General features: G+C 61.6%; 19 protein-coding genes, 1 other RNA gene and 1 pseudogene. 11 read left to right on the top strand and 10 right to left on the bottom strand.

The window, feature by feature from the left end:
- Window positions 1-107: 107 nt before the first annotated feature.
- Window positions 108-962 (bottom strand): annotated as a pseudogene (locus QA644_RS35155) (UvrD-helicase domain-containing protein); the annotation flags it as partial.
- Between the two features lie 352 nt (window positions 963-1,314).
- Between QA644_RS35155 and QA644_RS11215 the strand changes: the two are divergent.
- The 4 genes from QA644_RS11215 (at window position 1,315) to QA644_RS11200 (ending at window position 7,781) form a co-directional block, all read left to right on the top strand.
- Window positions 1,315-2,499 (top strand): efflux RND transporter periplasmic adaptor subunit, encoded by a 1,185-nt coding sequence (locus QA644_RS11215; RefSeq protein ID WP_283068448.1) that lies wholly within the window; start codon window positions 1,315-1,317, stop codon window positions 2,497-2,499.
- Window positions 2,500-2,501: 2 nt separating this feature from the next.
- Window positions 2,502-5,654 carry an efflux RND transporter permease subunit gene (locus tag QA644_RS11210; protein WP_283072368.1) on the top strand — a complete coding sequence of 1,051 codons (3,153 nt, stop codon included), beginning with the start codon at window positions 2,502-2,504 and terminating at the stop codon, window positions 5,652-5,654.
- Window positions 5,655-5,919: 265 nt separating this feature from the next.
- A complete protein-coding gene (locus QA644_RS11205; RefSeq protein WP_283068446.1) occupies window positions 5,920-6,918 on the top strand; it encodes a flagellin in 999 nt (332 codons plus the stop codon).
- 197 nt (window positions 6,919-7,115) lie between these two features.
- Entirely contained in the window at window positions 7,116-7,781 is a 666-nt protein-coding gene (locus QA644_RS11200) for an OmpA family protein (RefSeq protein WP_183922600.1), read from the top strand.
- 52 nt (window positions 7,782-7,833) lie between these two features.
- Here QA644_RS11200 and QA644_RS11195 read toward each other — a convergent pair whose 3' ends face one another.
- Window positions 7,834-8,241: a DUF2000 family protein gene (locus QA644_RS11195; protein WP_194730013.1), complete on the bottom strand. Its 408-nt coding sequence runs from the start codon at window positions 8,239-8,241 to the stop codon at window positions 7,834-7,836.
- Window positions 8,242-8,272: 31 nt separating this feature from the next.
- Between QA644_RS11195 and QA644_RS11190 the strand changes: the two genes are divergently transcribed.
- Complete coding sequence (locus QA644_RS11190) at window positions 8,273-9,160, top strand: AraC family transcriptional regulator (RefSeq protein ID WP_239598212.1); 888 nt, start codon at window positions 8,273-8,275, stop codon at window positions 9,158-9,160.
- Here the strand turns inward: QA644_RS11190 and QA644_RS11185 are convergent.
- Both QA644_RS11185 and QA644_RS11180 read right to left on the bottom strand, forming a co-directional pair.
- Complete coding sequence (locus tag QA644_RS11185) at window positions 9,120-10,211, bottom strand: AbrB family transcriptional regulator (RefSeq protein WP_283068444.1); 1,092 nt, start codon at window positions 10,209-10,211, stop codon at window positions 9,120-9,122. The genes QA644_RS11190 and QA644_RS11185 overlap by 41 nt on opposite strands.
- 213 nt (window positions 10,212-10,424) lie before the next feature.
- A complete protein-coding gene (locus QA644_RS11180; RefSeq protein WP_239598213.1) occupies window positions 10,425-11,327 on the bottom strand; it encodes a LysR family transcriptional regulator in 903 nt (300 codons plus the stop codon).
- 90 nt (window positions 11,328-11,417) lie between these two features.
- Between QA644_RS11180 and QA644_RS11175 the strand changes: the two genes are divergently transcribed.
- From QA644_RS11175 to QA644_RS11165, 3 genes are all read left to right on the top strand, one after another.
- Window positions 11,418-12,452, top strand: a complete 1,035-nt coding sequence (locus tag QA644_RS11175) for an aldo/keto reductase (protein WP_194730009.1) — start codon at window positions 11,418-11,420, stop codon at window positions 12,450-12,452.
- Between the two features lie 91 nt (window positions 12,453-12,543).
- Window positions 12,544-13,956 (top strand): FAD-linked oxidase C-terminal domain-containing protein, encoded by a 1,413-nt coding sequence (locus tag QA644_RS11170; RefSeq protein ID WP_194730008.1) that lies wholly within the window; start codon window positions 12,544-12,546, stop codon window positions 13,954-13,956.
- Between the two features lie 89 nt (window positions 13,957-14,045).
- Complete coding sequence (locus QA644_RS11165; protein ID WP_283072367.1) at window positions 14,046-17,771, top strand: AsmA-like C-terminal region-containing protein; 3,726 nt, start codon at window positions 14,046-14,048, stop codon at window positions 17,769-17,771.
- A 9-nt stretch (window positions 17,772-17,780) separates the two neighbouring features.
- On the opposite strand, the gene QA644_RS11160 is transcribed toward QA644_RS11165, so the two are convergent.
- The 4 genes from QA644_RS11160 to ssrA all read right to left on the bottom strand — a co-directional run bounded on the left by QA644_RS11160 (window position 17,781) and on the right by ssrA (window position 19,354).
- Complete coding sequence (locus QA644_RS11160; RefSeq protein WP_022714412.1) at window positions 17,781-17,993, bottom strand: ribbon-helix-helix domain-containing protein; 213 nt, start codon at window positions 17,991-17,993, stop codon at window positions 17,781-17,783.
- Between the two features lie 97 nt (window positions 17,994-18,090).
- Window positions 18,091-18,285, bottom strand: coding sequence for a DUF4169 family protein (locus tag QA644_RS11155; protein WP_239598218.1), 195 nt, complete (start codon window positions 18,283-18,285; stop codon window positions 18,091-18,093).
- Window positions 18,286-18,349: 64 nt separating this feature from the next.
- Complete coding sequence (locus QA644_RS11150; protein WP_074068899.1) at window positions 18,350-18,862, bottom strand: SspB family protein; 513 nt, start codon at window positions 18,860-18,862, stop codon at window positions 18,350-18,352.
- 128 nt (window positions 18,863-18,990) lie between these two features.
- Window positions 18,991-19,354: a transfer-messenger RNA gene (gene ssrA / locus QA644_RS11145) on the bottom strand.
- 136 nt (window positions 19,355-19,490) lie between these two features.
- Here ssrA and QA644_RS11140 point away from each other — a divergent pair.
- Window positions 19,491-20,408 (top strand): thymidylate synthase, encoded by a 918-nt coding sequence (locus QA644_RS11140; protein WP_194730006.1) that lies wholly within the window; start codon window positions 19,491-19,493, stop codon window positions 20,406-20,408.
- A gap of 12 nt (window positions 20,409-20,420) precedes the next feature.
- Here the strand turns inward: QA644_RS11140 and QA644_RS11135 are convergent, their stop codons facing one another.
- The gene (locus QA644_RS11135; RefSeq protein ID WP_074068897.1) at window positions 20,421-20,636 is read right to left on the bottom strand and encodes a hypothetical protein; all 216 of its coding nucleotides are present in this window, start codon (window positions 20,634-20,636) and stop codon (window positions 20,421-20,423) included.
- A complete protein-coding gene (locus QA644_RS11130; RefSeq protein ID WP_283068438.1) occupies window positions 20,637-20,903 on the bottom strand; it encodes a hypothetical protein in 267 nt (88 codons plus the stop codon). It abuts the gene before it with no gap.
- 202 nt (window positions 20,904-21,105) lie between these two features.
- Here QA644_RS11130 and QA644_RS11125 point away from each other — a divergent pair, with 202 nt between their 5' ends.
- A complete protein-coding gene (locus QA644_RS11125; protein ID WP_074068895.1) occupies window positions 21,106-21,624 on the top strand; it encodes a dihydrofolate reductase in 519 nt (172 codons plus the stop codon).
- 149 nt (window positions 21,625-21,773) lie between these two features.
- Window positions 21,774-22,850: an FtsH protease activity modulator HflK gene (hflK, locus tag QA644_RS11120; protein WP_283068436.1), complete on the top strand. Its 1,077-nt coding sequence runs from the start codon at window positions 21,774-21,776 to the stop codon at window positions 22,848-22,850.
- The last annotated feature ends 3 nt before the right edge of the window (window positions 22,851-22,853 follow it).

Here is a 22,853-nt window from a genome sequence, read left to right as displayed (position 1 = left end):
TCGGGGGAGCCGACCGAGGCGGGTGTACTCGCGCCGCTGTCCGAGGGGATATCGCCCTCTGCCTTGCCGGGCATTTCTCCCACAAGGGGGGAGATCGACTTGCGGCTCGGCCGCTTTGCCAACAGCCGCAGCCACATGTACTGCGCAGTGTTGGTATCTTGGTATTCGTCGACGAGGATATAGCGGAAGCGCTGGTGGTATTCCTTGAGCAAGTCCGGGTTCTTGCGGAAGATAGCGATGGGATGCATCAGCAGATCGCCAAAATCGCAGGCGTTCAAGGTCATCAATCGCGCCTGATAGGCGAAGTAGAGTTCCCGGCCCTTGCCGTTGGCAAAGGCGCGGGCGTCGCCTTCGGGAATGTCGGCGGGGCCGAGGCCCTTGTTTTTCCACGTATCGATCATGCCGGCGAATTGCTTGGCCGGCCAGCGCTTGTCGTCGAGGCCCTCGGCCTGGATCAGCTGCTTGATGAGGCGCACGACGTCGTCGGTATCGAGGATGGTGAAATCGGACCGCAAGTTAACGAGCTCGGCGTGGCGGCGAAGCAGCTTGACGCCGATCGAGTGGAAGGTGCCGAGCCAGGGCATGCCTTCGACGGCGCCGCCGACGAGTAGCGCGATGCGCTCCTTCATTTCGCGCGCCGCCTTGTTGGTGAAGGTGACGGCGAGGATCTGCGAGGGGAAGGCGCGCCCGGTGCTCAAGATATGCGCGATGCGGGTCGTCAGCACGCGGGTCTTGCCAGTGCCGGCACCCGCCAGCACGAGGACCGGGCCTTCCAGCGTTTCGACCGCTTCGGTCTGTTCGGGGTTCAGGCCTGCGAGGTAGTCCGGCCGCTTGCCGCCGTCGCGGGCAGCCATGGCGCGGGCGGCAATCCCTCCGGCTGCAGGGGCGGGCGCCTGCGGCTTGCGCGGCGCTTCACCCGGTTCTTCGTCGAAGAAGGGGATATCGTCGAAACTATTGCTCATGGCGCGTAATGTAGTGATTCGGGATGGAAAGGCCAGAAAAGATGTTCTTGGTTCATTCCAGCGCCTCCAGGACGAAAGCCGCCCTTGCCGGCGCGGCGCATTTGGGGCGGCGGCACATGCCTATCCAATCCCCTAAAGTAGCGATTGGCAATTCAGGCCGGAAATACGCTTCCGCTCAAGCAAAAGTGACCTGTTTTCGTGAGGATGGAGATTACAATTCTGAAATGACTGGCACGTGCGCTTGATGGCCGCTTGTAAAGGGGCGATATTGCCGCAGTCAGGTGGGGAATATGTCTAAAGGCGCTCTTTCGATCGTCCCAGGTCTGACCCCTTGGTCCCTTCGGAGACGTGAATGGCTTTTTGGAAGCAGTTTGTTCTTTCTCTTATCGTTATTGCGGCCGGCTTTGCCGGATGGATTTTTCTTGTGCCGGGTGCGGCTGATGTTTTGAGAAATGCCGGCGTCCCGGAAAACATTGTCGCGAAGGTGGCTCCTCCCGTGGAGCCCGGTGGCGGTGCGTCGGGGCAAGGCGAGGGCGCCCAGGGCGGCGGAGGACGCAATGGCGGCGGGCGCAACAGCGCCGTTCTAGTCGTGACACAGGCCGTCGTGCAGGGCGTGGTCAACGACCGGCTGAACGCGATCGGCACAGGCGACGCGATCCGCTCGGTGGCGGTGACGCCGCAGGCAATGGGCACGATCCGTGAAATCCTCATCAAGTCCGGCGACAAGGTCAAGCAGCGTCAGGTGCTTGCCAAGCTCGACAGCGAGGAGCAGGTGATCGCCAAGGGGCAGGCCGAAGTGGCGCTGAAGAGCGCGATCGAGAAATCCAATCTCTATCACAACATCAAATCCAGCGTTGCGCGCATGGACGTATTCGATGCCGAGATTGCCGAGCAGGGCGCGCGGCTGCAGCTGCAGGCCGCCGAGCTCAATCTCACCCGGCGCAATATCGTGGCGCCCATCGACGGTATCGTCGGCATCGTCCCAGTCAACATCGGCGACAACGTGACCACCAGCACGCCGATCGTGACGCTCGACGACCGCTCGGAAATCCTGGTCGACTACTGGGTGCCGGAGCGCTTCGCCAATATGGTTTCCGTCGGCCAGCCGGTTGAGGTAACGTCGGTCGCGCGGCCGGGACAGGTGTTCACCGGAGAGGTCCAGGCAGTCGACAACCGCATCGACGCGGCCAGCCGGACGCTGCGCATCCGCGCCAAGATCGACAACCGCGCCGACGAGCTTCGCGCCGGCATGTCCTTCAATGTCAGCATGAAGTTCGCAGGCGACAAATATCCTGCGGTCGATCCGGTTTCCGTTCAGTGGGATTCGCAGGGCTCGTTCGTCTGGCAGGTGTTCGACGGCAAGTCGCACAAGGTGCGCGTCAGCATCGTGCAACGCAATCCGGATTTCGTGCTCGTGAAGGCCGGCATCAAGGATGGGGACGCCATCGTGACGCAGGGTCTGCAGCGCGTCCGCGAGGGCGGGCCAGTGCGGACCGGCAATGAACTGGCCTCGAACAACGGGGTCGCGACACAATGAACGTGACCGTCACCGAACTTCCAGAGAGAGCCTCCGGCAAGCAGACCTTTACGGCACTCTTCGTGCGCCGCCCGATCCTGGCGCTGGTTTTCAATACGCTGATGGTGGTGGCGGGTCTTGCTGCCTATGCCGGGGTCGAAGTGCGCGAACTGCCGGATGTCGACCGCCCGGTCGTGACCGTGCGCACCATGTTCGACGGCGCTGCACCGCAGACGATCGATCAAGAGCTGACGAAGGTCATCGAAGGCGCAGTTGCGCGCGTTAGCGGGCTGAAATCGATCTCCTCGCAATCGCAGTTCGGCCAAAGCCGCGTGACGCTGGAGTTCTCCGACACCGTCGATCTCGCCGTCGCCGCAAACGACGTGCGCGATGCGATCGGGCGCATCATGGAGCAGCTTCCGGACGATGCCGACGCCCCGCAGATCGTCAAGGCGGATGCGGATTCACAGCCGATCATGCGTCTTGCGGTCACCTCGACCAAGCTCGACATGGATGACCTGACGCTCCTCGTCGAAAACGAGATCGTCGACCGGCTGGCCTCCGTCGATGGCGTTGCCGATGTCGAGCAATATGGCGACCAGGAAAAGATCTTCCGGGTCGATATCGACCAGGGCGCTCTCGCAAGCCGCGGGCTGACGGTCGGCGATCTGACGGAGGCGCTCGACAACTCCGCCCTCGACGTTCCTGCCGGATCGCTGAAGAGCACGACACAGGACATCGTGGTGCGCGCCACGGCGAGCCTGCAGAAGCCGGAGGATTTCGCCAATGTCATCCTGCAGGACCGCGTGCGTCTCGGCGACGTCGCGACGGTGACGCTCGGGCCGCGTGACGGCGATACGGCGCTGCGCTCCAATGGCAAGCGCGGCATCGGCCTCGGCGTCATCCGCCAGGCGCAATCAAATACGCTCAATATTTCGAGCGGCATCAAGACGGTGGTCGAGCAGCTTTCGAAGACGCTGCCGGAAGGCACGAAGATCGCGATCACCAGCGACGACGCCGTGTTCATCCAGGGAGCGATCCACGAGGTCGTGCTGGCGCTGATCCTTGCCGGCGTCATCGTCACCGGCGTCATCTACCTCTTCCTGCGAGACTGGCGGGCTACCTTGATCCCCGCGGTCAGCATGCCGGTGGCTTTGATCGGCACGCTGGCTGCGATCTATCTCGTGGGCTTTTCGATCAATATCCTGACGCTGCTCGCCATCGTCCTGGCGACAGGTCTTGTCGTCGACGATGCGATCGTGGTGCTCGAGAACATCGTGCGCCGGCGCGCCGAAGGCATGGGGCCGCGGGCGGCCGCCGTCCTCGGCACGCGCGAGGTCTTCTTCGCGGTCATCGCGACCACGGCAACGCTTGCCGCTGTCTTCATTCCGCTGTCATTCCTGCCGGGGCAGGTGGGCGGTCTCTTCCGGGAGTTCGGCTTCGTGCTGGCCTTCTCGGTCGGTCTCTCGTCGATCGTCGCGCTGACGCTTTGTCCGATGCTCGCCTCGCGCATGCTGACGAAGCCAATGCTGGAGGATCATGGCGCCCTCGGCCACTTCGGCGGAGCGTTTGCGCGTGTCTACCAATGGAGCCTGCAGCGTTGCCTCAACGCGCCCTTGGTCGTCATTGTCGCGTCGGTTATCTTTGCCGGGGCGGCGCTTGTCGCCTTCTCGACGGTCAAGAGCGAGCTTACGCCGAACGAGGACCGCGCCATGGTGATGATGCGGCTCACCGCACCGCAGGGATCGAGCCTCGAATATACGCGCGACAAGCTGCAGCTCGTCGAAGAATACCTGCAGCCGCTGGTCGACAGCGGCGACATCAGGAACGTCTTTTCGATCTCCGGCCAGGGCGGCTCGGCCAATAGCGGCTTCATGGTGCTGACGCTGGCGCCCTGGGGCGAGCGCGAGCGCACGCAGGCGGAGATCGTCCAGGACATCAACCGGGCGGCATCGCGCGTGCCCGCACTTCGCGGCAATGCGATATCCTCGAACAGCCTGCGCATTCGCGGCGCCGGCAGCGGCCTGCAGATGGCGCTCGTCGGCAATGACTACGACCGCCTGACGGCTGCCGCCGTCGAGCTGGTGCAGGCGCTGGACGCGACCGGGCAGTATGATACGCCGCGCCTGACCAACGAGCCGACGCAGGCGCAGGTCTCGGTCACGATCGACCGCGAGCGGGCTTCCGATCTCGGCATCGATATCACCGGGCTTTCGACGGCGATGCAGTCGCTGCTCGAGGGACGCTCCGTCGTCGACGTCTTCGTCAATGGCGATGCCTATCCGGTTCTGCTCACTTCGACCATGCGGCCGATCGATGATCCGACGGATCTCGAGAACGTCTTCCTGAAGACCGGCGAGGGCAAGATCGTACCGATGTCGGTCATCGCTTCGATGAAGGAAGGCGCGGTTGCGCCGCAGCTGAACCGTGAATCGCAACTCGCTTCCGTCGCGATCACGGCAGGCCTTAAAGAGGGCATGTCGCTCGGCGATGCCGTCAAGCAGGTGACGGAACTTGCCGAGCCGATCCTGCCGCCAGGGGCGCGTCTTATTCCGCTTGCCGAAGCGGCAACCCTCGAAGAGAACTCCAGCGGCATGGCACTCACCTTCGGCTTTGCGATCGTGATCATCTTCCTGGTGCTGGCGGCGCAGTTCGAAAGCGTGCTGTCCTCGCTGATCATCATGTCGACCGTGCCGCTTGGGCTTGCCTGCGCCGTCTTCGCGCTCATTATCACGGGATCGAGCCTCAACATCTACAGCCAGATCGGCCTCGTGCTGCTCGTCGGCGTCATGGCGAAGAACGGTATCTTAATCGTCGAGTTCGCCAACCAGCTCCGCGACCGCGGGGTAGAAGTGCGCGAGGCGATCGAACGCGCCTGTGCACTGCGGCTACGCCCGGTCATGATGACGATGATCGCCACCATCCTCGGCGGCGTTCCGCTGGTCTTTGCGCATGGCGCAGGCGCGGAAGCGCGTATCGCGCTCGGCTGGGTGATCGTCGGCGGACTGGGTTTCGCAACGCTGGTCACGCTCCTTATCACGCCGGTCGCCTATCTTCTGGTGGCGCGCTTTGCCAAGCCACATGCGCATGAGGAAGCCCGTTTGCACGAGGAGATGGCGATTGCGGCACGGCCGAAACCGGTGCCCGATCCCAAGCATCTGCAGGCAGCGGAATAGATTTGACGCCGTCTGCTTAAAACGTCGCCGCCTCCCATCGCGGCGGCGTGTTCGTGGTCAATGAACGTTGCAAAACAGAATAAATTTCTTCTGAACGTTAGATGTTTCTTAAGCATAAAACGCAATGATCTACCCGTAACCGATCAGATGCCTCAGCGTTTCGGAGGCTCGCCCACCCGCTGATTTCAGCGCCCGAACATGACGTTTCGCGGACACGGTTCGCTGTTTGTAAGTAGCATGTAGTTGTGTTCGGAGTTCCGTTCCCGTGAGTATTTTTCAACGCACATCTGTCGATGCGGCGCTGCATACGCTTCGTGATATCAACCACAGCCTGACGCGGACGCAGAACCGCGTCTCGTCCGGCTTTCGCGTCGAACAGGCCCGCGACAACGCCGCCTACTGGTCGGTGGCGACGACGGCCCGCTCCGACAATAAGGCGCATGCAGCCATTCAGGATGCGCTCGGCATGGCGGCCGCCACAATGGGTACGGCCTATACGGGCGTTGCCCGCGCCGTTGACGTCGTTTCCGAAATCAAGACGAAACTTGTCGCTGCGACCGAACAGGGTGTGGACAAGGAAAAGATCAATGAGGAGCTGACGCAGCTGAAGGCACAGTTGCGCTCCGTCGCCGAAGCGGCAGCCTTCAACAGCGACAACTGGGTCGTCCTGACGGATGAAGACAATCCCACCGAGCCGAAGCAGATTCCGGCGTCCTATATCCGCAATGCCGACGGCACCGTCACCGTCGGCACGCTGACCTATCATATCGACCTGCCGTCGACGGGCGTCACCACATCGAAGGATGCCCGCTACCTCGTCGACGACCGTTCCGGCGGGAGCGGCGAATACGGCGCTCTGACATCATCCTATTTCGCGACGGAAATGGGCGCTTCGCAGAACTACGTCATGATTTTGAGCAAGGCGGGCAATACCGCCGGACAAGTGGAGATCGGGCTTTCATCCTCGACGACAAAAGATCAGGTCGATGAGATGATCAGCGTAGTGGACGGCATTCTCAGGCAGGCGACCACCGTGGGCTCGGCTTTTGGTGCGCTGGAAAAACGCATCGAGCTGCAGAACGAGTTCGCGAAAACGCTTTTCGACGCGTACAGTTCAGGCATCGGGCGTCTGGTCGATGCCGATATGGAAGAGGAGTCGAGCAAGCTCACGGCGTTGCAGACGCAGCGGCAACTTGGCCTGCAGGCGCTCTCGATCGCCAATGCCAGCTACGACACCGTAAGACAGCTCTTCCAGGCCTTCTAAGCGCATGCGGTCCCGCCCGTCTCGATATTATCGAGCCTGTCGAGACTGCTGTGGCAAATTGGCGATATCCTCGGGATTTGTGCAAGCGAGACGTGTCCATTCCACTGATTTTGTTTTATCGGAGGGGACGCGTTCATCTTGTTGCCGCATTCCATAATATTTGCTCGGGCCAGCTTAGAACGGAGAGCTTTCTGTCCATGATCAAGAAATTCGTACTTCTGGCGATGGCCGCCAGCTACCTGACCGCCTGCACCACGACCGACCCCTATACGGGCGAGCAGAAAATGTCGAATACCGCAGGCGGGGCAATGCTCGGAGCTGTCGGCGGAGCGCTTGCGGGTGCCGCCCTTGGCGGACGCGGGCATGGCCCGCGCAATGCGGCGCTGATCGGCGCGGGCCTCGGCGCGCTCGCAGGCGGCGCGATCGGCAACTACATGGACCAGCAGGAAGCGGAACTCCGCGCCCAGCTCCAGGGCACCGGCATTTCGGTGACGCGTAACGGCGACAACATCATCCTGAACATGCCGTCGAACATCACCTTCGACATCGACCAGGACGCCGTGAAGCCGGGCTTCTATCCGACGCTGAACTCGGTAGCGATCGTGCTCAGGAAGTTCAACCGCACATTGATCGATGTCAACGGCCATACGGATTCCACCGGCAGCCTGCAGCATAACCAGGATCTGTCGCAGCGCCGCGCCCTTTCGGTTGCCGGTTATCTCGGCGGACAGGGTATCGACCAGCGTCGCGTCTCTGCCGTCGGCTTTGGCCCGTCGCAACCGGTCGCGTCGAACGCGACGGAGGCTGGCCGCGCCCAGAACCGCCGTGTCGAGATTCAGATCGCGCCGATCACGCAGAGCTGAACTGCGCCACATTTATCAAAGACGGCCGGATCATCGCCGGCCGTCTTTCGTTTCAGGCATGCATCGTCGCGCCCTTAGTGATTTTGTCGACGATCTTCTTGCCGGCGCGCAGAGCGACGCCCACGACCTTGGCATCTTCCGGCGCGTATTCGGCAAATACCGCGCGATTGGCGGCGTCATGGCCGGTTGCAAACATCTCCTCGATGAACAGCGAGGATGGAATCTCGCGCTCCAGCACGCGGCGATGTATCGCTGAAATCGTCGCCTCATCGGCCGATAGCACGATGATCGGCTGGACTGACATGGCATTGTAGGTGTTGCCGGCGCGGTCCCTGTAGGCCTCGCCGATGATCGCGGGATTTTGCCCGGCGATGCCGCTCATCAAAAAGGCGGTTACATTCAGCTTCTGCCATGACGCAAGATTGTTTCGCAGAACGATCGCAATTTTGGTATCAAACATTCCAGTCTCTTTCATGCGGTTCGAGGTCGCGTTGAGCCAGGATGTAACGCCACAGGTTTTCGAAGGTCTTGAACGTTTGTGCGTGCCGCAGGGCGGCGACGGCATTGTGGCAGCGCCAGCCTTTCCCGGGATCGAGCGCATCGAGGCGAAATTCAGCGGAAATGCCTTCGAGCCGCACCGGCACGACACTTATGGGCTCGGTGTGACGCTGAAGGGCGTGCAGACCTTCTCGTATCGCGGCGAAAGGCGCTTCAGCATGCCCGGTCAGGTGATCGTGCTGCATCCAGACGAGGTGCATGACGGCGGGGCGGGCACCAATGACGGGCTGCAATACCGTATTCTCTACCTGGAGCCCTCGCTGCTTGCCGAATGCCTGGAAGCCGGGAAACTCGGGCTGCCTTTTGTCGACCAGCCTGTCATCAGCGATGCGGTTCTTGCCGGCGTCCTGCTTGGCGCACTGACTGATCTCGATGGGGAGCTCGACGAGCTCTTCGTCGACGATTTCCTGATGCGCATAGCCGACGGGCTTGTAAGGCACGCGAAGGCATTGCGCAGGCTGCCCGCCAGTATCGCCTGGAATCAGGCCCGTTGCGCCCGCGACTACCTTGAAGCACATGCGACGCGAACGGTGCGTTCCGGCGAGCTTGAATCGGTAACAGGACTCGACCGCTTTGCATTGTCGCGGCATTTCCGGGCCGCATTCGCGACCAGTCCGCATCGCTACCTTCTGATGCGGCGGCTGCAGCAGGCGCGGGCGATGATCGGCGAGGGCAGCGAGCTATCGGACGTCGCCTTTGCCACCGGCTTTGCGGATCAGAGCCACCTGAACCGGCATTTCAAGAAAGCCTACGGCATGACGCCCGGCCAATGGGCCGCGCTCAGGCGGGGTTCTCGGCCAGGCCGCTCCTCCGCGCGATGAAGCGCGCGAGCATCGGCCCGGTAAACAGGATCACCACAAACCGCCCCACCTGCATCGCCATGACGAAGGGCAAGTCGACATCGCTAGAGGCGGCGATGATGGCAACCGAATCCGCACCGCCAGGGCTGGTCGCGAGATAGGCTGTCAGCGGATCGATGCCCGCGAATTTGTGCAGGGCCACGGCCATCAGCCCGCAGATCGACATCAAAAGCAGGATGGAGGCGGAGACGCGCGGCAGAGCGCGGGCGGCATGCTTCAGGATCGAACGGGTGAAACGCAGCCCGATGCTCCAGCCGATCAGGGCATAGCTGATCGCGAGCAGCCACATCGGCAGCTCGATCGTCAGGAGGTCGAAACCCTGCAACAGAGAGCCTGCGAGAAGCGGCAGGATGATGGTGCCGCCCTGGACGCGGAAACGGAAGGCGGCATAGACGCAACTGCAGGCTAGCAGCACAGTCGCGGCAAATGCCGGCCAGTCGATCGGCGGGAAGAGAATAAGCGGTGGCAGCTCGCCGTCGGGGGCGACCCAGAGGCGCGAGACGGCGGAAGCGGCCACGCAGACGAAGACGACGCGCAGATACTGCATGAAGGCGACAAGGCGGGCATCGGCGCCATAGGCCTCCGACATGATGACCATGGCCGAGGCGCCGCCGGGGGAGGAGCCCCAGACGGCGGTGGTGCCGGGCAGCACCTGCAGCCGGGTCAGGAGATAGCCGAGCACGCCTGCGATGGCGATCACCGAGACGATGACCAGCATGAAGAGCGGCGCATCCTTGGCCATCGTGGCGAGAATGTCCGGCGTGATGGCGCGCGCCATCATCAGGCCGACCAGAGCCTGCCCGAATTGCAAGGACCAGTAGGGTACGCGCATCTGGCCCTTGCCGATCACCAAGGCGAGAAAGATCGCCGCGATCATCGGCCCAACGAGCAGCGATGCCGGAAGGGCGAAAAGTTCAAGAACGACAACGAGAGAGGTGGAGAGGCTTAGCAGCAGAACCCATCTCGGCAGGCTGGCTTCTCGTATGGCTCGGCTTGCGGCTTTTAACGGCATCGAACGCCTGTCTTTTCCGTCCGATGGGCCGCGGTGAACGGCATAGAAATTCATCGGTAGCAACATAAGGACCGGCGGGAGCAGCCGGAAATCTATCGCCGGTATATGGGCAGGTTAAGCCGGCCGCAATTGCGAAATATGGCCACGTTGGCGAAAATTCCGCCTGGCGCGCGCCAGCCGAATAGCAGCGTTGCGACAGGCGCAAGGCTCGGGCTAGAGACGAACGTTGGCTGCGAGAAAATCGAGCAGTGCGCGGACGCGGGCGGGCAGCGGGCCGCCTTGGCCGATATAGACGGCATAGAATTCCTCAAGGTCGCCGGGGTTCAGATCTTCAAGGACAGATACCAGTCTTCCTGCGGCGATATCGGCGCGGACAGTGAAGACGGCAAGGCGCGCCAGGCCGGCGCCGGAAAGTGCCAGGTGGCGCATCCCTTCGCCGTCGCCGACCTGAATGCCCGGCGTCACCGGCACAAGCACCGTGTCGTCTTGATTAAGTAGCGGCCAGCCGCCGATGGCGCGGGAATACGAAAAGCCGATGCGGCAGTGCTGTTGGAGATCGGCGATCGACTTCGGTTCACCATGGCGGCGAAGGTAGTCCGGCGAGGCCACGATGAGCTTGCGGGCTGCACCGAGCTTGCGGGCGATCAGGCTGGAATTCTTCAGCGGTCCGGCGCGGATTGCGACGTCGGCGCGCTCCTCCATGAGATCGACGACCTTGTCCGTGTAGGAAATGTCGAGCGTCACGGCCGGATAAAGCGCCATGAAGGATGATAGGAGGGGCGCGAGCACATGATTGCCGAAGGACGCGCTGGTATTGATACGGATCGGCCCGGCCGCCTGTTCGCCTGCCGAGGCATAGCGCTCGGCCTCGGCGATATCGGCAAGGATGGAGACGCTCCTTTCGTAGAATGCGCAACCCTCCGGCGTGAGTTGCAGGCGCCGCGTCGAGCGGTTGATGAGACGTGTGCCAAGCCGGGCTTCGAGGCGGGCGATGAGCTTGCTGACGGCCGACGGGGTCATCCGGCAGGCGGTTGCCGCGGCGCTAAAGCCGCCGAGCTCGACGGCGCGCACGAAGACGTCCATTTCGCCGGCGCGATTGATGTCCTGACGGCTCATGATGAATTCAAATCACAAATGACTTTCTCGCTGGCAATCTATATCGCGCCTTAGTGAGTGTCTATCTCTCAAGACAACAGGAGACAGTCCATGGAATACAGAAATCTCGGTGCATCCGGCCTCAAAGTGCCGGTCTTGAGTTTCGGCGCGGGCACCTTCGGCGGCAGCGGCCCATTGTTCGGCGCATGGGGCAATACCGACGCGGCGCAGGCGCGGCGTCTGGTCGATATCTGCCTCGAGGCAGGTGTCAATCTCTTCGATACCGCCGACGTCTATTCGGCGGGCGCATCGGAGGAGGTTCTGGGGCAGGCGATCGGCGGCAAGCGCGACGCCGTGCTCATCTCCACGAAGATGGCCTTGCCGATGGGTGACGGGCCGGCAGATTGGGGAACCTCGCGCTTGCGGCTGATCAAATCCGTCGATGACGCGCTTCGCCGCCTCGGCACAGACTATATCGATTTGCTGCAACTGCATGCCTTTGATGCCTCGACGCCGGTCGAGGAGATGCTTTCGACGCTCGATCGACTCGTTGCTGCCGGCAAGCTCCGCTATATCGGCGCGTCGAATTTCGCCGGCTGGGAGCTGATGAAATCGCTCGCCGTCTCGGAGCGGCATGGCTACGCGCGGTACGTGGCCCATCAGGTCTATTATTCGCTGGCGGGCCGGGACTACGAATGGGAGCTGATGCCGCTCGCCGCCGACCAAGGCGTGGGTGCGCTTGTCTGGAGCCCGCTTGCCTGGGGCAGGCTGACCGGCCGGATCCGCCGCGGCCAGCCGATACCGGAAGGAAGCCGGCTGCACCTGACGGCGGAATACGGCCCGCCGGTCGATGACGAAATGCTCTTCAACATCGTCGACATTCTCGATGAGATTGCCGTGGAGACGGGCAAGACGGTGCCGCAGATCGCCATCAACTGGCTGACCGCCCGGCCAACCGTGTCCAGTGTCATCATCGGGGCGCGCAACGAGGAGCAGCTGCGCCAGAACCTCGGTGCCGTCGGTTGGTCGCTGACGAAGGAGCAGGTCGAAAGGCTCGAAAAGGTCAGCGCGGTGTCGGCGCCTTATCCGTATTTCCCATACAGGCGGCAGGAAGGCTTCGCGCGGCTCAATCCACCGCTCGTTTGAGCCATCTCACGAGACTCTTGACTGGACAGGCGCCATCCGTTGTCCCATACCAACCTGCCCGTGACGGCGGATAGTATGGGAGATCAACAAGATGGCGCTCAGCGATGCAAAGGCTGGAAAACGCAACGAGGAGGGCATTTTCGCGGTCGTCGGCATCTTGAAACAGCGCTTCGGCGAGCGCTTCCAGACCGGCGAATCCTTCCGCGCCCAGCATGCGCATACGACCACCTACATTCCGGCGCAGTTGCCCGACGGTGTGCTGTTTGCCGAGACGGCCGACGACGTGAAGGCCGCCGTCAAGGTCTGTGCCGAACACAAGGTGCCGGTGATCGGCTTTGGCACCGGTTCTTCGCTGGAGGGGCAGGTGAATGCCCCGAATGGCGGGGTTTCGATCGATTTCAGCCGGATGAACCGGGTTCTCGAAGTGAATGCCGAAGACCTCGATTGTACCGTCGAGCCGGGCATCACGCGCGAGGAACTGAACGTTTATCTCCGCGATACCGGCCTCTTTTTTCCCATCGACCCCGGCGCGAATGCCTCGATCGGCGGCATGGCTTCGACGCGGGCGTCCGGAACCAACGCCGTGCGCTATGGCACGATGAAGGACAATGTGCTCTCGGTTACGGCCGTGACGGCCAATGGCAAGGAAATCCGCACCGCGCGCCGGGCGCGCAAATCCTCGGCGGGTTACGACCTGACGCGCCTTTTCGTCGGCGCCGAAGGCACGCTCGGGATTTTGACCTCGGTGACGCTGCGGCTGCAGGGAATTCCCCAGAAGATCGCCGGCGGGGCTTGCTCCTTCCCGACAATCAAAGCCGCCTGCGACGCGGTCATCATGACAATCCAGATGGGCATTCCGGTCGCGCGCATCGAATTGCTCGATGACGTGCAGATGCGGGCATGTAACGCCTATTCGGGTCTGACCTACGCCGAGAGCCCGACGCTCTTCCTAGAATTCCACGGAACCGACGAGACCGTCGAGCTTCAATCGGCGCAGTTTGCCGAGATCGCGGCCGAATGCGGTGGCGGCGAATTCCTTTGGACGGCAAACGCCGAGGAACGCAACAAGCTCTGGAAGGCACGGCACGATGCTTATTGGGCCTGCCGCGCGCTGGCGCCCGGGCTTGCCGCACTTTCGACCGATGTTTGTGTTCCGATATCACGGCTTGCCGATTGCGTTGCCGAGACGCAGGCCGATATCCAGGAACATGGTCTGCTGGCGCCGATTGTCGGCCATGCAGGAGATGGCAATTTTCACGTGCTTCTCCTGTTCGACGACAAGACGGCGGAAGGTGTCGCGGTTGCGGAGAATTTCGTGGTGCGGCTAAACCAGCGGGCTCTCGCGATGGATGGAACATGCACCGGAGAGCATGGGATAGGACAGGGAAAGATGGCGTTTCTCGAGCAGGAACTCGGCGGTGCAGTCGATCTTATGCGGCAGGTCAAGCGGGCGCTCGATCCTGACAATATCTTCAATCCGGGCAAGATTTTTCATCTTGTCTGAAAACGGAACAATCTCATGATCTTCGGCTTTGCTCCCGGCATGAATAACAGTAGTGTCGGCAACGGAATCCCGAATGGAGAATGCTTGATTTGATGGGCCGGTTCCTCGTCTTTTTGGGGGGAGTGATCGTCGTAGTGCTCTTCGTGGCACTGCTCGCGCCGCTTTTCATCGACTGGACTGACTTTCGCAGGAATTTCGAAGAGCAGGCAAGCCGCATCATCGGCAAGAAGGTGACGGTGCATGGCACGGTCGATGCGCGCCTTTTGCCTTTTCCGTCGGTAACGCTGCATGACGTGCGTGTCGGGCAGGAATCCAACGGCCAGCCGATCGTGCAGATCGAGCAATTCGCCATGGATGCCGAACTTGCGCCGTTCCTTTCCGGCGAGGCGCTTATTTTCGATATGCGCGTCGTCAATCCGAAGCTGCGTCTTCGCCTGTTGAAGGACGGCACGCTCGATTGGATGCGCGGCAGCCGGCCGGAGATTCCTGCAAAGACCGTCGTTCTGGAAAGTGTGCATGTCACCGGCGGCGACGTGCAGTTCATCGACGATCAGTCGGGCCGCGCCCGCAGCATTACGGGGTTGAACGCGGAAATGTCCGCCCGGTCGCTGGCAGGCCCCTGGCGGATCGAAGGCGATGCGGCGCTCGACGGCGAGCATGGCAGCTTTTCGATTTCCAGCGGACAGCCCGACGAAACCGGCGCGCTGCAGGTCAGGACGCAGCTGATACCCGATCAGCGTCCGGTCAAAATCGATCTCGATGGTCAGCTGAAGCTGGCCGACAGAAAGCCGAATTATCAGGGCCGCATGTCGGCTGCGGTCGAGAACCGCGGCGCGGCTAAATCCGACGACAAGAATGCACTGCCGCCGCGCCTCAAGGGCCGCTTCGAACTGACCAACGAGCGCATCCGGCTTTCCGAGTACCGGATGGAAATCGGCTCAGTGGACGATCCCTATGTGATCACCGGCGAGGCGACGCTCGATACCGGCAACGCGCCCGAGTTCCTGCTGATCGCCGACGGCCAGCAGATCGATGTGAACAGGATCGGCAATCAGGGCGCAGGCGGCAAGACCGCGCGCGATCCCGGCCTGTCCGCCCGGCAGCGGCTCAATTCACTGATCAGCATCATCGCCCAGATTCCCGTGCCGCAGGTGCAGGGCAAGGCGAGCGTCAAGCTGCCGGCGATCGTTGCCGGGGATACGACCATCCGCGACGTGCAGCTCGATCTGCAGCCGGCCGGCAACGGCTGGACGATCGACAATGCCGTCGGGACGCTGCCCGGGCGCACCCAGGTGGAGGGCCGGGGCCAGCTGACGCTAAGGGGCGACCCTTCCTTCAACGGGCAGATTACCGTTGCCTCCAATCAGCCCTCGGGGCTTGCCTCCTGGCTTGCGGGTTCGGTCGACCCCGCGATCCGTCAATTGAAGCAGGCGGGCTTTTCCGCCGATGTCAGCCTGACGCATCAGCAGCAGCGCTTCAACAATCTGGAGATTGCCATCGGCCCCGCTACGCTGAAGGGCAGGCTGGAACGGCAAGCGCTGGAGAACCAGCCGCCCCTGCTGAACGTCGACCTTGCCGGCGATGCGATCGACCTCGATGCGCTGAGGGCGCTGACGGGTCTGTTCACGGGGCAGGACGCAGGCGAAAATGTGCTCGACCACAAGATTACGGCACAGCTGAAGGCGGATAAGTTCAGCGCCTTCGGCGTCGAGGCAGAGAATGTCGAAACCAGCTTTACGATCGCTGACGGGGCGCTTGCCGTCGACAAGCTGGTCGCCAAAAATCTGGCGGGCGCCGAAATCACCGCCACCGGCCGCGCCGAAGGCTCCTTGCTCGATTACAAGGGCTCGGGGGAGATCACCTTGAAGTCCGCCGATCCGGGACCTTTCTTCACGATGCTGAAGGAGCATCTGCCGCAGCATCCGGTGATGGACCGGCTGGTGCGCAATGCCGCCTGGTACACCAACACGGCGCTGCGCGGTGCGCTGACGCTTGGCGGCGACGAGGGCGACGGGCTTGCGCTGACGCTTGCCGGCGTTTCCAACGGAAGCCGCGTGAACCTCGACTACCGCATGTCGGATCTGTTGGCGCTGACGGGCAAGGGCACGACCAATCTGGAGGCGACGCTTGAAAACAGAACGACTTCGATCCTGTTCGGGCAGGCTGGCCTCGATCCGCTTCCGGTCGAAGCTGATGCCAACGGCCGGCTCGCCCTGAAAGTCCAGGCAAGCGGTACCGATCCGGCCGATGCATCGCTGACCCTTGCGACGGACCGGACGTCCTTTACTGCGAATGGCAAGGTCAATGTCCGTCCCGGGAATTTCATGAACGGCCAGATCGGCGTCTCGCTCGAGAGCGCCGATCTCGATCCGTATCTCGTGATGAACGGCATTGCGCTGCCGCAGATGGGAACCGGGCTGCCTTTCGGGCTGCAAACAACGGCAACCATCGATGGCGACAAGGTCGTCTTCTCCGACCTCAAGGGTCATGCCGCGGAAAATCAGTTTTCGGGTGCGCTGACGGTCAATCGCAAGACAGACAGGACGACAGCGAGCGGCGAACTTGCGCTTGACCGCGCCGATGCGAGCTGGCTGGGCGAGGCCGTCTATGGCCCGATGACAGATGCTGCGACGGGCAACTTCTCGACCGCAGTACTTGGGCAGCCGGTGTTCAAGGATATGGACGTCAACCTGAAGTTTTCGGCCAAGGAGTTCTGGCCGGGATGGTCGGCAGCCGTAACCGGCTTCACCACCAATGCTGTCTACAAGGGCGACGAACTGCAGCTCAACGACATGAAGGGCGGCTGGGACGGCGGCCAGCTTTCCGGCAACCTGCTTTTCACCAATGCCGAGGGCACCGGCTTCTTCCAAACGAAGCTTTCGCTTGCCGATACCGATCTCGCCGGCGTCGTCTGGCCGCGCGACGGCGCGCCGGTTGCGAACGGCAAGTTCGGGCTTTCTCTCGGTATGGAAGCCTCTGGCAAGACGATGACGGACCTCGTGAGCTCGCTCACGGGCTCCGGCGAGCTGCGGCTTGGCGAGACTACCGTGCGCGGGCTGAACCTTGCGATCCTGCCGCCGCTACTTGCTGCAACGGATCCGATGCAGGACCAGCTCAATGCCGGAAAGATACATCCGATCGTCGAAACGCTGCTCAACAATGGAGAGGCGAAACTTCCGCCGACGGGCATTCCGTTCAACATCACCGACGGCGTGCTCCGCGTGCAGAACGTCACCGTTGCCAACGAACTCGCCAAGGTCACCGGCAATGCGCAACTCAGCCTGCCGCAAGAGCGCATCAACGCATCGCTGAACATCACTCTCAATCCGGGCGAGGAAGCGCTTGCAGGCTCGGAGCCCGCGCTGCGGCTCAACTATTCCGGATTGCTCGCATCGCCCGGCCGGACGATGGATGTAACCGATCTCGCCGGATATCTGTCGCTTCGTGCATTCGAACGCGAACGCCGGCGTGTCGAGCGGCTGCAGTCGAACGTCCTGGAAAAGCAGCGGTTGCGGCGCGAGGTGGCGCTTTACAAGTTCAACGATGCGGAACGCGCAAGAGCCGCGGCGATCGAGGCGCAGCGCAAGGCCGAAGAGGAGCGCCTGCGCGCGCTTGCCGCGGAAGCTGCGCGGCAAAAGGCCGAGGCGGAGGCGAAGGCCAAAGCGGAGGCTGAAGCAAAGGCGAAGGCGGAGGCCGAGGCGAACGCCGCTGCTGAGGAGGCGGCGCGCCGCGCGCAGCAGCTCAACCAGCCACCACCGATAACCGGCAACCGGCTGAATTTCGATGCCTTGCCGGGCGTGCCGTTGCCGCAGTAAAGGCTCGCTCTAGCTGCGGTTTTTCAACCAGCTCAAGACATGGATCCGCAGCGCGGAGGAGAGGTTGCTTTCCGGCTCTCGCCGGTCGTCGATTTCGGATATGAGGGCCGCAAGCGGAATGGCGCGGGCTGTGGCGATCGCTTTCAGCTCGGCCCAGAATTCGTCTTCCAGCGAGAAGCTGGTGCGGTGTCCATGCAGGCTGGCGGAATGCTTGCGGATCATCGGGCTTTCCGCAGGCCTTTTTCGCGGAGTTCACAGATTGAGGGAGGAAATACCGCCAAGCGATTGACTGCGGATTCTTTTCGGCCCGTCTGCGCGGTCATTCGCCGCCTTCGTCCTTTTCGATCCGGCCCTGTCGGTGTGCTTTTTCGGCCTTCTCGTTCAGCGCTTTGGTCAGCTGCTTCTCGGTCTTGGTGCGGCCGAAACGGATACGATTCTGCTCGGCCTGTTTTTCCTTTTCGGAACGGGCCTGCTTCTTCTTGAACTGGCGGAGATTAACGATTTCTGCGCTCATGGCTTGCCTCCGTCCGGCTGGAAAAGGGCACATGAAAAAGGGAAGCGTCTGCTTCCCTTGGTCTTTACTGCTTCTTGCGGAAGGCGTCGAGCGACACGACGGATCCCGGCTTCTTCTCGTCACCCTCGGCGGGTTTTGCCGCGGGCGGTTCCTCGCCTTTTTCGGGTGCGACCGGATAGGCGGTGATTTCGGCCGCGGGAACTTCCTCGCCGTCTGTCAGCGGCACGTCGAATTCAAGTTCGAAATTGACCGAAGGGTCATAGAAGCCACGGATGGCATTGAAGGGGATGACCAGCTTTTCGGGCACGTCGGAGAAGGAAAGGCCGATCTCGAACAGCGATTCGGTGATCTTCAGATCCCAGAACTGGTGCTGGATCACGATGGTCATCTGCTCCGGATACTTGGATTTCAGATGCTGCGAGATGCGGACGCCGGGTGCACCGGTCAGAAACGTAATGAAGAAATGATGGTCGCCGGGCAAGCGGCCCGTCGTTGCGACTTCGGACAAGACCTTGCGGATCACGCCACGCAGCGCGTCCTGTGCCAGAATGTCGTAGCGGATGTGGTCCTGCCCCATACTTTTCCTGTCTTTCTTTGGTTCGGAAGTCTTTTCACAAGGGTATATGCCATGTCCGGCGGCCTTGGGAAAGGCTAAGTGTCCGAGTCAGCTTCACAAACAATACATGATTTGGGCGGCAGGGAGAAGGTGAAGGCTTCTGTTGCCAGGTGCCTTCGGACCCCGCCTTAAGGTGCTAACCAAAAGGACTTAGAGCGGAATTCCCGCACCGCCGTTAGGCAGCGAGAGCATATTCCTTAGCGTTGTTGTCGTTTGCAACTACACTTGTGACCCGATAACGGCGGTATCATGCCGAGCAAAAAGTCGATCTTTACACCCTTGTCGATCCTGTTTCGCCCCCATCAAAAGCAGTCGTGAACCGGCTGTTTTTGGTGGAGGCGCCGGGTACCGCCCCCGGGTCCAATAGGTTTATTACACCGCTCATTTATCGCCATAGCCGGTCCGAAAACCGGCAAGGCTGATATAGTGTTTTCCGAAGCGCATGGAAAGGGGATACGTCACAAAACCGTTGCAGGCAGCATGAGAATTGCCGGGATAAGCCTCCGCACAGTTGGTTTCAGCGGCAGAAGCGCCTAAATTGGGAAACGGAATCGGCCGCGACCATGTGATCGCACACGGGGAGACACGGATGCAGCGTCATCCTGAATATCAATATCTAGACATCATGTCCCATCTGCTGGAGAAGGGCGATCGGCGGATGGATCGCACCGGCGAGGGCACGCTTTCGACGTTCGGCGCGATGATGCGCTTCGATCTTTCGGACGGCAGCTTCCCGGCGTTTACGACCAAGAAGGTCTTCTGGAAGACGGCGGTGAAGGAGATGCTCTGGTTTTTGACCGGGCAGACGAACATCCAGTCGCTGCTCAAGGAAAACGTCAAGATATGGACGGACTGGCCGCTTGCTGCGTACCGCAAGGCGACGGGCGAGGAGATATCCCAGGACCGGTTCGAAAAGCGCGTTCTCGAAGACGACGCTTTCGCGGCGAAATGGGGCGATCTCGGACCGGTCTACGGCAAGCAGTGGAGGCGGTGGCTTGACCGGAACGGGGTGGAGCACGATCAGATCGGCGCGCTCGTCCATAGCCTCAAGACCAATCCGACGAGCCGGCGCATGCTGTTCCACGCCTGGAATGTGGGCGAGATTGATCAGATGGCGCTTCCTCCGTGCCATATGACCTATCAGTTTCACGTTTCCGGACTGCAGCGCGGCAGCGGCCGGCCGCAGCTTTCCATGCTCGTGAACCAGCGCTCCTGCGATATTTTCCTCGGCGCGCCTTTCAATATATGCCAGCAGGCAGCATTGCTTGCTATGGTCGCCCAGCAGGTGCAGATGGATCGGGGTGAACTCATCTGGGTCGGAGGCGATACGCATCTCTACCTGAACCACCTCGATCAGGCCAAAGAGCAGCTTGCGCGCAAGCCCATGCCCTTTCCCAAGCTGGTGCTGACGCGCGAGCCCGACGAGATCGACGGTTATCGGATCGACGATTTCGAGGTCGTAGGATATCAGTCGCACGATCGGATCGATGCCCCGGTCGCCGTCTGACGGACGATCGTCCTAGCGGACCGAGCGCTTGCCGTTGCAATCGGCAAGTGCTTGCTGACTTCCGTGAAGCTCGTTCATGACTTTCGCGAGCCGGCCTGCCTCCTGCTCGTCCAGCCCGTCGAGGATCTGTCCGCCGAACGACGCAGGCGACTCCGTGACGTGGTCCCAGACGATCCATTGGTTCATCGGGTCGCAGATCACGTCAAATCGAGGCATCGCATTCATCATTCACATCAGCCTTCCGTCATCTTTCCGGATTAGGCCGACAGCCGTTAACAGACGCTTTCCGAGCCGACCGAGCATGCGTTCCTTGCGTTTCACGGGGATGATCGGAAAGCCCATAAAATGCCAGGCGAATGCCGTGCCCAGGCCTGTCGTTACCGGAGAACCGGCCTTGCCGCCTGTGACAACCCACGCGAAAAGCCCCGCCGCCATGGCGACGATGACGAGGTCGATGCGGCTCGGCCGATTGTTTTGCGCGGATCTGTTTCCCATAAAACTCAACTTAACGTAGCATTTTCTGGAGTAAAATTGAAACGTATGGCGTGGTTTACGAATTGCTTATGCTGCGTTGCGATATCTCGCATTCGGACGTTCCCGCAGGCGTGGACGGGATTTTATCGAGCCTCTCTTGCTTGTCGGCCGGCCCGGCGGTAGATCCGGCGGGCCAAGCCGTCACTTCAACCTCAGGAAGTTCATGTCCGACATCAGAAAGACCATCGTCGTTGCCGTGGCCGAGAATGGCGTCATCGGACGCGACGGCGATATGCCCTGGCGGCTTTCGACCGATCTCAAGCGCTTCAAGGCAATGACGCTCGGCAAGCCGCTCGTGGTCGGGCGCAAGACATATGAGAGTTTTGGCAAGCCGCTGCCCGGGCGCCCGCATGTGGTGATTTCCCGGCACGCGACGATCGAGCAATCGGATGTGACAATGGCGCGTTCTTTTCCCGAGGCGATCGGGATTGCCGAAAGGCTGGCGCGCGAGACTGGCCAGACCGAGATCATCATCGCCGGCGGCGGAGAAATCTATGCGCAGGCAATGGCGCTTGCAGACCGGATGTGCGTCACGCATGTGCAAACCCATGTTGCGGGCGACACATCCTTCCCTTCGATCGACCCTGCCGCCTGGATGGTAATTGAAGAAATCGATGTACCGGCAGGGGAAAAGGACAATTATCCGACGCGCTTCGTCGTCTATGAGCGCCGCAGCGCCTGAAAACGAAATATTTATCAATAAATATCGCCAAGTTCTTCATGCCGCGTTGAAAGCAGCTGCGGCGATACCTATAACGGTCACAATCGCTTAAAGCCTGCCGCCCCCGCGGGCACGATGCGATTGGGAGTTTAACGAACAACGAGGTTTTGATGCCCTGGAGCAATCAGAATGGCGGCGGCGGCCCATGGGGCGGCGGCGGCGGTAATAATCAGGGACCGTGGGGGCAGGGGCCGAACCGCCCGCGCGGCGGCCGGGGCGGGCCGCCCGATCTGGAAGATATCATCCGGCGCGGCCAGGATCAGCTCCGCAACATCGTACCCGGCGGTTTCAACGGCGGCGTGGTGGTGATTATTGCCGCCGTTCTCGTCGTCTTCTGGCTTTTCCAATGCATCTACATCGTCCAGCCGGACGAGCGTGGTGTCGAGCTTCGCTTTGGCCAGCCGAAGGAAGAGATTTCGACGCCGGGGCTGCATTTCCACCTCTGGCCGATGGAAACCGTCGAGATCGTCAAGGTGACGGTGCAGCAGCAGAATATCGGCTCGACGTCGGCCTCGTCTTCGACAGGTCTCATGCTGTCGGGCGACCAGAACATCCTGAATGTCGAGTTCTCGGTCTTCTTCACCGTCATCGATCCCAAGGCCTATCTCTTCAACGTCGAAAACCCGGCCGAAACGCTGCAGCAGGTGGCTGAAAGCGCCATGCGCGAAATCATTGGCCGGCGCCCGGCGCAGGATGCCTTCCGCAACAACCGCCAGCCGATCGAAACGGAGGTTGCCGCCATCGTGCAGGGCACGATGGACCGTTACAATGCGGGCATTGCGGTAACCGCGGTCACCATTCAGGACGTGGCGCCGCCGCGCGATGTCGCCGATGCCTTCGAAGAGGTGCAGCGCGCCGAACAGGACAAGCAGCGCCTCGTCGAAGAAGCGAACCAGTATGCCAACCAGAAGCTCGGCCAGGCACGAGGCGACGCGGCCCAGATTCGCGAAGCAGCGGCTGCTTACAAGGACCGTGTCGTCAAGGAAGCGGACGGTGAGGCGCAGCGGTTCACTGCCATCAACGAAGAATATTCGAAGGCTCCCGAAGTGACCCGCAAGCGCCTGTTCCTCGAGACGATGGAACAGGTGCTGAAGAATTCCAAGAAAGTCGTGATCGACGAGAAGCAGGGGATCGTTCCCTACCTGCCGCTCAACGAGATCGGCAAACCGGCACAGCAGGGACGTTGAGCC

Origin of the sequence: Rhizobium sp. CC1099, from assembly GCF_029714385.1 — a bacterium.
GTDB lineage: Bacteria > Pseudomonadota > Alphaproteobacteria > Rhizobiales > Rhizobiaceae > Rhizobium.
Note: the sequence above shows the minus strand (reverse complement) of the source record. Positions and strands in the feature narration are given on the sequence as shown.

Coding starts and splice junctions, on each gene's coding strand:
- QA644_RS11150 (WP_074068899.1), bottom strand. CDS start 18,862: ATGGGGCAGGACCACATCCGCTACGACATTCTGGCACAGGACGCGCTG.
- QA644_RS11130 (WP_283068438.1), bottom strand. CDS start 20,903: ATGGGAAACAGATCCGCGCAAAACAATCGGCCGAGCCGCATCGACCTC.
- QA644_RS11175 (WP_194730009.1), top strand. CDS start 11,418: ATGGAATACAGAAATCTCGGTGCATCCGGCCTCAAAGTGCCGGTCTTG.
- QA644_RS11160 (WP_022714412.1), bottom strand. CDS start 17,993: ATGATCCGCAAGCATTCCGCCAGCCTGCATGGACACCGCACCAGCTTC.
- QA644_RS11215 (WP_283068448.1), top strand. CDS start 1,315: ATGGCTTTTTGGAAGCAGTTTGTTCTTTCTCTTATCGTTATTGCGGCC.
- QA644_RS11180 (WP_239598213.1), bottom strand. CDS start 11,327: ATGAGCCGTCAGGACATCAATCGCGCCGGCGAAATGGACGTCTTCGTG.
- QA644_RS11200 (WP_183922600.1), top strand. CDS start 7,116: ATGATCAAGAAATTCGTACTTCTGGCGATGGCCGCCAGCTACCTGACC.
- QA644_RS11155 (WP_239598218.1), bottom strand. CDS start 18,285: ATGAGCGCAGAAATCGTTAATCTCCGCCAGTTCAAGAAGAAGCAGGCC.
- QA644_RS11185 (WP_283068444.1), bottom strand. CDS start 10,211: ATGCCGTTAAAAGCCGCAAGCCGAGCCATACGAGAAGCCAGCCTGCCG.
- QA644_RS11135 (WP_074068897.1), bottom strand. CDS start 20,636: ATGATGAATGCGATGCCTCGATTTGACGTGATCTGCGACCCGATGAAC.
- QA644_RS11170 (WP_194730008.1), top strand. CDS start 12,544: ATGGCGCTCAGCGATGCAAAGGCTGGAAAACGCAACGAGGAGGGCATT.
- QA644_RS11195 (WP_194730013.1), bottom strand. CDS start 8,241: ATGTTTGATACCAAAATTGCGATCGTTCTGCGAAACAATCTTGCGTCA.
- QA644_RS11125 (WP_074068895.1), top strand. CDS start 21,106: ATGTCCGACATCAGAAAGACCATCGTCGTTGCCGTGGCCGAGAATGGC.
- hflK (WP_283068436.1), top strand. CDS start 21,774: ATGCCCTGGAGCAATCAGAATGGCGGCGGCGGCCCATGGGGCGGCGGC.
- QA644_RS11140 (WP_194730006.1), top strand. CDS start 19,491: ATGCAGCGTCATCCTGAATATCAATATCTAGACATCATGTCCCATCTG.